Origin of the sequence: Salinivibrio sp. SS2, assembly GCF_001722075.1 — a bacterium.
In the GTDB taxonomy this organism is placed as follows: Bacteria; Pseudomonadota; Gammaproteobacteria; order Enterobacterales; family Vibrionaceae; genus Salinivibrio; species Salinivibrio proteolyticus.
The window spans coordinates 1-11,602 of sequence record NZ_MEBP01000127.1 but is presented as its reverse complement, the minus strand read 5'-3'; the positions used below and the strand labels follow the sequence as shown (position 1 = coordinate 11,602).

9 protein-coding genes are annotated in these 11,602 nt (G+C 53.6%); 4 read left to right on the top strand and 5 right to left on the bottom strand.

What is annotated here, in order from left to right:
• Both BGK46_RS15600 and BGK46_RS15595 read right to left on the bottom strand, forming a co-directional pair.
• A partial coding sequence (locus BGK46_RS15600) for a transposase (protein WP_139130800.1) occupies positions 1 to 327 on the bottom strand: 327 nt, incomplete at its 3' end.
• A 111-nt stretch (positions 328 to 438) separates the two neighbouring features.
• Positions 439 to 1,962 (bottom strand): inorganic triphosphatase, encoded by a 1,524-nt coding sequence (locus BGK46_RS15595; protein WP_069590819.1) that lies wholly within the window; start codon positions 1,960 to 1,962, stop codon positions 439 to 441.
• Positions 1,963 to 2,184: 222 nt separating this feature from the next.
• On the opposite strand from BGK46_RS15595, the gene BGK46_RS15590 reads away from it, so the two are divergent.
• The 4 genes from BGK46_RS15590 to BGK46_RS15575 all read left to right on the top strand — a co-directional run bounded on the left by BGK46_RS15590 (position 2,185) and on the right by BGK46_RS15575 (position 6,307).
• Entirely contained in the window at positions 2,185 to 2,865 is a 681-nt protein-coding gene (locus BGK46_RS15590; RefSeq protein ID WP_069590816.1) for a TIGR00153 family protein, read from the top strand.
• A 28-nt stretch (positions 2,866 to 2,893) separates the two neighbouring features.
• Positions 2,894 to 4,150 carry an inorganic phosphate transporter gene (locus tag BGK46_RS15585; RefSeq protein ID WP_069590815.1) on the top strand — a complete coding sequence of 419 codons (1,257 nt, stop codon included), beginning with the start codon at positions 2,894 to 2,896 and terminating at the stop codon, positions 4,148 to 4,150.
• Between the two features lie 128 nt (positions 4,151 to 4,278).
• Entirely contained in the window at positions 4,279 to 4,890 is a 612-nt protein-coding gene (locus BGK46_RS15580) for a TIGR04211 family SH3 domain-containing protein (protein WP_069590822.1), read from the top strand.
• Positions 4,891 to 5,056: 166 nt separating this feature from the next.
• Complete coding sequence (locus BGK46_RS15575) at positions 5,057 to 6,307, top strand: multifunctional CCA addition/repair protein (RefSeq protein ID WP_069590813.1); 1,251 nt, start codon at positions 5,057 to 5,059, stop codon at positions 6,305 to 6,307.
• On the opposite strand, the gene BGK46_RS15570 is transcribed toward BGK46_RS15575, so the two are convergent.
• From BGK46_RS15570 to BGK46_RS15560, 3 genes are read right to left on the bottom strand one after another with little or no spacing between them, the layout of a single operon-like run.
• Positions 6,304 to 9,369 (bottom strand): error-prone DNA polymerase, encoded by a 3,066-nt coding sequence (locus BGK46_RS15570; RefSeq protein WP_069590810.1) that lies wholly within the window; start codon positions 9,367 to 9,369, stop codon positions 6,304 to 6,306. The two genes, BGK46_RS15575 and BGK46_RS15570, sit on opposite strands and share 4 nt — an antisense overlap.
• An 11-nt stretch (positions 9,370 to 9,380) precedes the next feature.
• On the bottom strand, positions 9,381 to 10,784 hold the full coding sequence (locus tag BGK46_RS15565; protein ID WP_069590809.1) for a Y-family DNA polymerase: 1,404 nt from the start codon (positions 10,782 to 10,784) through the stop codon (positions 9,381 to 9,383).
• A 59-nt stretch (positions 10,785 to 10,843) separates the two neighbouring features.
• Positions 10,844 to 11,476, bottom strand: a complete 633-nt coding sequence (locus BGK46_RS15560; RefSeq protein WP_069590807.1) for a hypothetical protein — start codon at positions 11,474 to 11,476, stop codon at positions 10,844 to 10,846.
• Between the last annotated feature and the right edge of the window lie 126 nt (positions 11,477 to 11,602).

Here is an 11,602-nt window from a genome sequence, read left to right as displayed (position 1 = left end):
TTGGCTCAGCGTTGACGCATGGATGACCTTCTCTGTCAGCGACATACGCAAGAACCAACGATAAGCAACGTTGACTTCAATTTCTTTAACAAGCTGGCGCTCGCTTTTGATGCCGAAGAGATAGCCAAGCAGGATGATTTTAAATAAGCGAACGGGGTCAACGGGTGGACGGCCATTATCTTTGCAATAAAGGTGAGCGACTTCATCTCGAATAAACTCGAAGTCGATGGCGCGGTCGATTTTACGAACAAGATGGTCTTTGGGAACAAGTTGTTCCATCGTCACCATTTCAAGTTCATATTGGTGTGGAGAAGGTTCTTGAAGCATACCGGAGCATCCCTATTGCAACACTCCTATTAGATCAAAGGTCTAGCTCGAAAGCTAGACCTTTGTCAGCAGTCTGAAGCAGCTCAAGGAGCTGCTTTTATAAGAAGGCATTTAATCTTGCCAATAGGGGGTAAGCGTCAGGCCTGTTTGGCGACTTTGCGTCATCGCGTGTAATAACGACTCTTCTTTACGCGCCAACCATTTTTCTGCTTGCTTCTTATCTTCGTCGTCGTCCAGCTCAGCCACCAGTTCACGCACAGGCTCGAGCAAACGCAGCTCTTCAATGCCTTGTAACATATCCAGCCAAGGCAGGCGGAACGCTTTGCGCCGGCTTTTATCAAACAAAGACGCGAGGCAGGTACCCAGTAACAAGTTGCGTTGCAGTCTTGGATACTGATCAAAATAGTCGTGCCGCGTCAGGGTTTTCGTCTCATCAAAAACCGCCAACAGCTCTTGCCAAGAATCCGGCAAGGCTTTATCGGCAAAGTGTTGGATGGGCTGGGCAAGCTTTTCTTCCGCTTTGTCATCCAAGAAAGGCTGCCACCCTTTGGATAAAATCCAACGACTTAAATCCAACAGCAAGTTGCAGTAACGTGATGCATGGAGCAGCGCAACCACGTCTTCTCGCTCAGGCAAGGTTTCGTGCTTTTCTTTCAGCGCCTTAACCAAGGATTTACGGGCATTAAGTTTACGTAAATATTGCCCCTTATCCTCGCACAAACGTGCAATGGCAGTGGCATGGTCAAGCCAAGCTAACTCGCCTTCAAACCATTGCAGCTCTTGACGTAAAAGGGTGCTAGCACGGCGAGGCACCACGCTACCAAACAACGCAAGCGCTTGACGGATGAGTAATACCGCATAGCGAATTTCTTGCAGCGCATCGAGCGATTCTCGCTCAATATAGATTTGCTCATGGTAATGCCAATGGCTGAGCGCATGCTCCAAAATACGGATCAGCGCTTTCTCTTGAGAGTCGTCATCACGTAACTTCACAATCGATAGTGCCGTGACCGGATCGCCTTGGTAACCCGTTGCTAAACGATAGCCACGCGCAGCCTTGCTTAAATTACCAAGACGCACGCCGCCTTCATCAGCCAAGTTACGCGCCAGTGAGAACAACGCATCGGTTTGACCAGAAATCAGCTCCAGTTCAACCTCAGAAATCACGTCTTTATCACCCGCATCCGTCGACACTTCGCCTTGATCACAGGCCAGTTCGATCTGGCTGCCGTCTTCGGTCGCCAACAGCCACTGACGGCGCACAAAATCAGTCGAAAATAGCGGCTGAAGTTGACTCGCAAGCGCTTGTATATCTAATCCATCGGGCCATGCTTCGACCGGGATCAAAGAAAGGTCCGGCTCAGGTCCGTTAAGCTCGGCGTTGTACTCTGGGCGTTGATGTAGCCCAGCGACCACCCGGCCCGCCGTTTTCAGCGTTTGAATATAAACGCCGTCAAAGCGGCGCACCCGCAAACCGATATCGTGTTTGCGTAGGGTAAAATCTGGCGTATCAAAGTAGATGTTTCCCAGCTCGCGCTGGCTCTGCTGTAGCTGCTTTACACCGACAATTTTATCGCGAATGCGGTGAGAGAAGTCAGAAGAGACAAAAAACTTGAGCTCTATCTCAGTGTCCATACGGGTACCTATAGCCAATTGCCAGACAAGGATATGAACAATTGATCCTGTCGGCAAGTACCGGAGTTATCAGGCTTGATCAGGCGCAATGAGGGTGAGATCACAAAAGCTGTTTCTTTAACCAATGTTCTGCGCTACCATTCGCCGCTCCGATATACCATCGTTGAACGTTTGGCCTCCATTTTGCCCTCTGGGCACGAGGCAACCAGGTAGATTACGGCTATGCCAGTAAATACAATTGTCGGGCTGTTTGCAAAAAGCCCAATTAAACCCTTACAACGCCATGTTAATCGTGTGAACGATTGCTGTGCGTTACTCATTCCTTTTTTTAACGCCTGTGAGCGTCAAGATTGGGAACAGGCTAACCAACTGCGTCAGCAAATTTCTGATATTGAGAAAGACGCAGATACACTGAAACGCAATATACGACTCAAACTTCCCCGCGGTCTCTTTATGCCTGTTGATCGGACAGACATGCTGGAGCTGCTCACCCAACAGGATAAGTTGGCAAACTTGGCAAAGGATATCGCTGGCCGCGTGATTGGCCGTCAGCTCCGTATGCCCCCCTCGATGAATGATGCCTTTATCGCCTACGTCCAGCGTTGTTTGGATGCAGCCGATCAAGCACGCCGTGTGATCAATGAACTGGAAGAGTTACTAGAAACTGGGTTCAAAGGCCGCGAAGTGACTTTGGTGGCAGAAATGATTCATCAGTTGGATGTGATTGAAGACGATACCGACTCCATGCAAATCCAACTTCGCCAAGCATTGATGGCTGTCGAACACGAATACAATCCGGTCGACGTCATGTTCTTGTACAAAATCCTTGAGTGGGTCGGTGAAATCGCCGATCAAGCGCAGCGTGTTGGCGCGCGCTTAGAGGTGATGCTTTCCCGTTCCTAACCGAGTGATGTAATAACAAGGTACTACAATGGAAATCCTGATGAATCACGGGACCATTTTAATTATGGTCGCCGCGGCTTTTGGTTTTTTAATGGCAATTGGTATCGGCGCCAACGACGTCGCCAATGCAATGGGCACGTCGGTCGGCTCTAAAGCGCTGACCGTGAAACAAGCCATTATTGTTGCCATGATTTTTGAATTTGCTGGCGCTTATCTTGCTGGCGGCGAGGTAACAGACACCATCCGAAAGGGGGTAATTGACACCGCACTCTACGCGGATCAACCGCTTGAGTTGGTGTTTGGTATGATGTCAGCCCTGCTGGCTGCTGGCACTTGGTTGCTCCTTGCCTCATACATGGGCTGGCCGGTCTCGACGACCCACTCTATTATTGGTGCCATTATTGGCTTTGCCTGCCTGTCCGTCGGTTCTGAGGCGGTGGATTGGCACACCGTACAAAGCATTGTGGGCAGTTGGATTATCACACCGCTCATCTCAGGCATCTTTGCCTACCTCATCTTCCTCAGTGCACAACGCCTTATCTTCGATACCGATCATCCGGTGCTAAACGCCAAACGCTTTGTTCCCATTTATATGTTTATCACCGCATTTATTATCGCGATGGTAACCATTAAAAAAGGCCTCAAACACGTTGGTCTTCACCTCTCCACCTTTGAAGCTGTCAGTGCGTCTATCGTGCTTTCTGCGCTGATTATGTTCTATGGGGTGTACTATATTTCCCGTAAATATCGCGGCGACGAAAATCAAGGCTTTCAAGGCGTTGAGCGTATTTTCAGCTTGTTGATGGTCGTCACCGCTTGTGCAATGGCATTCGCTCATGGCTCTAATGATGTGGCTAACGCAATTGGTCCTCTATCAGCGATTGTGGCCACGGTACAAAACCTGGGAGAAGTGGCTGAGAAAACCCATATCGCTTGGTGGATTCTGCCTATGGGCGGCATCGGGATCGTAGTCGGTTTGGCTACACTCGGACACCGCGTGATGGCCACCGTGGGATCAGGCATTACTGAACTCACCCCAAGCCGCGGTTTTGCCGCACAATTGGCGACCGCAAGTACCGTCGTCGTCGCTTCAGGAACAGGCCTGCCTATCTCAACCACCCAAACTTTGGTGGGAGCGGTGCTCGGCGTCGGCTTTGCCCGTGGTATTGCCGCGCTTAATTTAGGCGTAGTGCGCAACATTGTCGCTTCTTGGCTTATCACACTACCGGCTGGCGCCTTGCTAGCTGTGATCTTTTACCATGTGATGACCGCTGCATTTGCGTAAACTGAGCGAGTGATGTCAAATCACGGTCAAAAAAAGGGGAGCATGGCTCCCCTTTCCTTTTGGCCTATGGCACTATGCGCAACAAAGGCGATGTGTCCCATACTGAAAAAACGCAAAGGACCCCAGACGTGAAACACCTGTATTCTGCTCTTATGTTGCTGATTGTACTTGTGGCCCCCCGTGCAATGGCAGAAAACTATATCTCCGACGAATTGTTTACCTACATGCATTCTGGTCCAGGTACACAATATCGCATTATTGGTAGCGTCGATGCGGGCGATAAAATCACCGTATTAAGCCGCGACCGCGATGCAGGTTATACCCAAGTGGTTGATAGCCGTGGCCGTAAAGGCTGGGTGAAAAGTGATTACGTCACCACGCAACCGGGCTTAAAAGAGCGACTGCCTGCACTAGAAGCGGAGCTGAAAAGGGTTAAATCCGCGCTGGCAAGCGCTCAAGATGATGCCAAAGCACAGCAAAAAGGCTTGGTTGAATCGCTAGCAAAACGCAACGAACAAATTTCGAAGCTGGAAGCACACAGCAGCGATCTCAATAAGAAGTTGATTGAGGCACAAAGTGAAATTCGTGCACTGCGTGCCAAGATTGATACCCAAAAAGACGACCTGCTGATGCGCTGGTTTACCTACGGCGGCATGGTGGCTGGCGGCGGCTTACTGTTTGGCCTTGTGCTGCCACACCTTATCCCACGTAAAAAACGTCGCCGTGACGGCTGGGCATAATGACTGAAGAAGGCTGCCTCGGCGGCCTTTTTTATTGCAACCGCCACGCCAATTTTCAGGCACAAAATATCCGTGCTGCATTTCAATATGTATACTTGGGAAAGAATTCGGAGTCAGCATGGTTGCCATGCCAGATTCCAAGGTTAATCCAAACAAGGAGTCTCGTGTGAAACATTATCTTGTCGGCGGAGCAGTACGTGATGCGCTATTAGGCTTGCCGGTCACAGATAAAGATTGGGTGGTCGTGGGCGCGACCGTCGAGCAAATGCAAGCGGCCGGTTACCAGCAAGTCGGCCAAGACTTCCCCGTGTTTTTACACCCCACCACACACGAAGAATATGCCCTCGCCCGTACCGAGCGTAAATCAGGCCAAGGCTACACCGGGTTTATTTGCGACTTCTCACCAGATATCTCACTGGAAGCGGACCTTCAGCGCCGCGATCTCACCATTAACGCCATTGCCCAAGACGAAGATGGCAGCTTGATTGACCCGTATGGCGGTCAGCAAGATTTACACAACCGGATTTTGCGCCATGTCTCGCCTGCCTTTAGCGAAGATCCATTGCGGGTCCTCAGGGTGGCACGGTTTGCCGCCCGTTTTGCGCCGCTCGGCTTTACCCTTGCCGACGACACCTTAGCGCTGATGAAAACGATGGTCGCCAAGGGCGAACTCATCCACCTCACCCCTGAGCGGGTTTGGCGCGAGTGGGAAAAAGCGCTTGGCAGTGATTGTCCCGATGTGTTTCTTGCTGTGCTGCGCGATTGCGGTGCCCTAGCGGTAGTACTTCCAGAAATCGACGCCCTTTACGGCGTGCCGAATCCAGCCAACTGGCACCCTGAAATCGACACCGGCATCCACACGGAAATGGTCAGCCGTTATGCCGCCTCATTGACCGACGACAAAGCCATCCGCTTTGCCGCACAAGTCCATGATCTCGGTAAGGCCCTCACCCCTGCCTCTATTTTGCCCGGCCATCGCGGCCACGGCGATCGCGGGCTGCCCGTGATTAAAGATTTGTGCGAGCGACTACGTATTCCCAACGCCTATCGGGATTTGGCCTTGGTGGTCAGTGCGCACCACTCCAAAATTCATAAGTGCGATCAACTCAGCCCTGAGCATTGGGTAGCGCTGTTTAATCAGATCGATGCGTGGCGCAAACCCGAGCGGGTCGAGCAACTGGCCTTGGCGTGTTTGGCCGATGTCCGTGGCCGCAAGGGACGTGAGAACTATCACTACCCACAAGCCGACGCCTTACGCGAGCGCTTTGCTTGCGCGCAACAGGTAGAGGTTAAGCCAATTGTCGACGCAGGTTTTAAAGGGGCGGCGATTCGTGATGAGCTACATCGCCAGCGTATTCAAGCGGTAGCCGCGTGTCCGGCGCCCACCTGTCCCGACGCGGTTAGCGCGTCGCGTTAACGGAATTCACGCGCGGCCACCGACAAGGTGGTGAGCGTCGGGGTAAGGTCAATCAACTTACCGGCAATCACGTGCACCACCTCGCCCTGTCGCTCGACAATGCCATGCACTTTCAACACCTTGGCTTGCATAAAAGCACGGGATTGCGCCCGTGCCGTCCCCGCCCAAACCACCACATTGATATTACCCGTATCGTCTTCCAAGGTGACAAAGGTTACGCCACTGGCCGTACCGGGGGATTGCTTGCCCGTCACCACCCCCGCTACCGCGACCCAGCTTTGCGATGCACACTGTGATAACTCAACACCACGGGTAAAACGCCCCAGCGTGCCGGCTTGCGCCATCAAACGAATGGGATGATCGGTGAGCGACAGCCCCAAGGCCGCGTAATCTTCAATCACGTTCTGCCACTGGGAAGGCGAATGAGGCAACGCCACCTCATCGTCACTGGCGGCGAGTAACGGCAACTGCCGCTGCTGATCCATCAGCGCCCAGCGCGCCTGAAAGCGGTTACCAGCCAGCGCTGCCAATGCGCCACTACTGGCTAGGGCTTGATAGGCATCGCGGTCAAGATGAATCCCTTGCAGTGCCGACAAAGACGTAAATCCCGTCTCTGGACGATGGGCCAGCAATCGGTCTATTGCCGCCATGCTTAATCCTTTGACTAACCGCAACCCCAGCCGCACGCCCCACTGTTCGCCAACCTTTTCTAAGCAATGATCCGCTCCCGAGTGTTGCACACAAACCGGCAACACAGGCACCTGATGGCGCGTGGCGTCTTGCATCAATTGTGACGGTGAGTAAAACCCCATCGGCTGGCTATTAAGCAAGCCGGTGTAAAACGCGGCGGGATAATAATGCTTTAGCCACGCTGAGACATAGGCCAAAACCGCAAACGAAGCCGAGTGGCTCTCTGGAAAGCCATAATCACCAAACCCACAGATTTGCCGGTAAAGCTGCTCGGCAAAGTCGGCGCGATAGCCTCGCGCAGTCATCCCTGCGATCAATTTGTCGCGAAATGGCGCCAGTCCGCCCTTTTTCTTCCAGGCCGCCATCGCGCGGCGCAGCTGATCCGCTTCTCCACCGGAAAAGCCGGCCGCCACCATCGCCAGTTTGATAACCTGCTCTTGAAAAATGGGCACTCCGAGCGTACGCTCCAGCACCTGCTCAACCGCTTTGGACGGGTAGCTCACCGCTTCTTCCCCGTCGCGGCGCTTTAGATACGGATGCACCATGTCACCTTGGATCGGACCGGGGCGGACAATGGCAATTTGGATTACCAAATCATAATAACAAGCCGGTTTGAGCCGCGGCAGCATACTCATTTGTGCTCGCGACTCAATTTGAAACACTCCCACGGTATCGGCGTGCTGAATGCGTGCAAACACCGCCGGATCGTCGCCTTGTTGGGTGATCGCCGCCAAACTCAAGCGAGGGCCACCGGTTTGGGCAATCAAATCAAAGGTACGTCGAATCGCGGTGAGCATGCCCAGTGCCAGTACATCGACTTTCATCAGATGCAGTGTTTCCAGATCGTCTTTATCCCACTGGATCATCGTCCGCTCTGCCATCGCCGTATTTTCCACCGGCACCAACTCATACAAAGGCCCATCTGCAATCACAAAGCCACCCACATGCTGAGAAAGGTGGCGCGGAAAGCCGATCAATGTCTGGGTCAGCGACAGCCATTGTTGGCTTTTCGCGCTTTTAGGATCGAGGCCTAACTGTTGAAGTTGCTGCGTCCAAGGCTGGGTTTTATCGCGTCGATTGAGATTTTGAATAAAAAAATCAATCTGGCTAGCGGGGATCGCCAACGCTTTGCCCACATCGCGCAATGCACTTTTAAGCCGGTAACGGATCACGGTTGCCGCTAAGGCGGTCCGCTCACGACCATATTTTTGATACAAATACTGGATCACTTCTTCACGGCGCTGGTGCTCAAAGTCCACATCAATATCCGGCGGCTCGTCTCGCTCTTTGCTAATAAAGCGCTCAAACAGCACATCGACTTTGCACGGATCCACCGCGGTGATCCCTAAGCAATAACACACCACCGAGTTCGCTGCCGAGCCGCGCCCTTGGTATAAGATCCCACGCGACTGGGCAAAGCGCACCAGATCGTAAATGGTCAAAAAGTAATACGGGTAATCCAGCGCCTCGATAAGCGCGAGCTCTTTTTCAATGGTGGCTCCCACGTCACGGGGAACACCTTGTGGGAAGCGCTGCTGTGCGCCTTGCTTGACCGCCTCACGCAGATACGCCATCGCAGACTCGCCAGTCGGCACCACTTCTTTGGGGTAGCTGTATTTAAGGCTCGCCAAGGAAAACTGACACTGGGCGGCAATCTTGGCACTTTCCGCCAGCCACTCAGGAGGAAATAAAGCGTGTAATTTAGGCAACGGGCGTAAGGCGCGCTCTGCATTGGGCAATAGTGTCCGTCCCAACGCCGCCACCGGCTGACGATGCCGAATCGCCGTTAAGGTATGATGTAACGCCAGCCGCTCAGGGTGATGCATCAGCACATCACCACACGCTGTCACACGAAGCTCATACTGGCTTGCCAGCATGCGACAGTGCGCCAGATACGAATGGTCGTTATCCGCTAGATCGCGCCGCACAGCCAGATACAAGCGCTCAGCATGATAACGCAGCAGCCACGTCACCCAGTGATGATCGCTCTCCGCGCCACTGGGTAGCCATAGCACTATGCCATGACGCACCGACATCAGATCCCACTCGCTCAGCTGGTAGTCGCCTTTGTGGCTGCGTCGCCGCGCATTGGTGATAATCCGACACAGCTCTTGGTAAGCCGCTTGGGTGGGACACAGTAAAACAACATCTAACGCCTGCAGGCGAAAGCGACTGCCAATGATCAGCGAAAGCTGCGGATAATCACGCTGAGCTTGATACGCACGCACCACCCCTGCGACCGAGCATTCATCGGTGATCGCGAGCGCTTGATAGCCCAATGCTGCCGCTTGCGCCACCAGCTCTTCCGGGTGTGAGGCGCCCTCAAGAAAGGAAAAGTTGCTGCAACATACCAGCTCGGCATACGTACTCATCGCTTCACCGTCTAACTAAACCAACCGTGTAAAAACCAGGTTTGCTCTGGCGTGCGAAACACCCACAGCCACTGTTGCTGGGCATTTTGGGCAATAAAGTAATCGCGCTGGATAGGCGCACCTTCCCACCAGCCCGTGACAATTCGCTCCGGCCCTTCACGTAAGGTGACCTTACCCACCAGTGGTGTGGGTTGCGGCAGCAATAAACTTGGGCGTGGACGCGTGGGTGCCGAGGCCGTCGGTGTCGCACTATGATGATGGGGTACATGTTGGCTGGCCGTCTCGGGACGGTGATGATCTACATACGCTAACCGCATAACCGCCTCCTCCCCGAGTCGGGCTGCCAGGGTCGCGACCAACTCATCACGGTCTTGGTCGCCTTGCTGGGCGCTAAAAAGATCGGTTTGTCCGGGCTGGTGGCAATCGATTTGCGAAGCCGTCACACTGACTGCAGTCACCGGCTGGCTCACTTGCCATGACGCCAGCCGTAAACGCACCAACGCCATCCAGCGCTCGACGTCTTTCTCGCCATGCGCGGCCATTACCGGCAGGGTTTCTTCACATCCATCACGCAAGCTAAAACCCAACGTCAGCGCAGGCGTACAGGCACTACGCTGCTCAAGAAAACGGCACAGTGCCGAGACGAGATTCTCGATAATAGGCAATAAATGGGCTTGCTCACTAAGCTCAAACAACAAGACCCGCTGCTGAAAAAATTGCAGCGGTGGCTGAAAATAACGCAGTGGCGTCGGCTGGGCGCCACGCACTTCAGCAAGGTAATCCACCACAGTGCGCGGAAACCGTCGCGTCAGCGACGCGGTGGGCAAGGCGATAAGCTCACCTAACCGAGAGAGGCCCAGACGCGTAAACTGAGTTTTCACCGTCTCCGGTAAAGGGGCAGCAGCCAACGGCAGTTGCTGCAACGCTGCCTGCAAATGCTCGGGGTCGGTACTGTTCTTGCCCGCGTGGCCATACGCCATAAGCTCGGCGGCACGCGGCGTTTGGCCCACCCCTGCCTGATAACGGATACCACTTTCCACCAGCGTTTGAGTCACGGCCTGCCATAGCGGGGGAAACCCTTGATATAAGGCCAACATCGGTGAAACGTGTAGCCATAAACCTTTAGGGGGATTAAGGCTGATTTCCGCGACCAGCGGATAAAGCTGTTTGGCGAGCTGCTCAAGCGCGGACTGCTCTTTCACCGCGCAATAAGGATAGACCGCGAGCTGATGACAAATAAGCGCTGCAGCCCCTAATCCCATACCGGTATTCAGACCGTGCGTGTTAGCCGCCACAGAGAGCTGCACTAAACGGCCTTCTTGCTCGCTAACCAGCCCCACCGCTTGCACCGATGACGGCGCATAAAGGCTATCTAACAACAAACATGGGCAATGCAGATACAGCCACAATGACATCACGCTTGCTCCCGCTGTTGCCGTGAAGGGAAGGCAAGTAAATTCTCTGCATTGCTCGGCTAGGTCACCAACGCGGGCCATTGCGTGCGCCAATCGAGGGTAAACGGGGCCGGTGGCCATTGGCCGCGACAATAACGCACCGTGACCGTCACGCCACATGCAGAAGGGGCCAGCGCCACACTTAAATCGACCGGCAAGGTCAATGAATACGTCTGCTGGCGGCGCAACAGTACCACCGCACATTGGCCATGTTCGGCCGCCAATTTTAGACGCTTAACTTGTCCCACCGTGAGCGAAGATGGCCATAACACGACTGCCTGACACGCGACACTGCGCGCCGCTTGCTCGGCTGCCCACAGCGCATCCTGATCACTTTTGGGAGACACCAACAAGGTGTTGTCGGTTAAATAGCCTTGCTGATGTAGCATCGCTGCGTTGAGTCCAACCGGTGGACGAATCCACGCTACCTGCTGACCGCTAGCGTGATACAACGCCGGTAACACCAGCCGCAACTCACCGACACCATAATCACTGATGATATCTGTCACACCTGGAGACGGGAGCCCCCCTAGACGCTGATCAAAGGCGCTGTAACCGGTCGCTTTTTTATCGGGTAATTCCGCCATTAACGGCCGCTGACTAGCGCGCCATAGGCCGTGTTGCTGGGCTAATTGGTCGAGTGTTTTCATCATCAAAATACCTGTATGTATGTGGCTCTTCACCGGATGTGGTGAAAGTGTTTCTTTTCAAGTTTTCCGATTAATTGGACAATGAGGAAACACTTGGACACTTGAGCCCTACAACGAAATATACCGCAC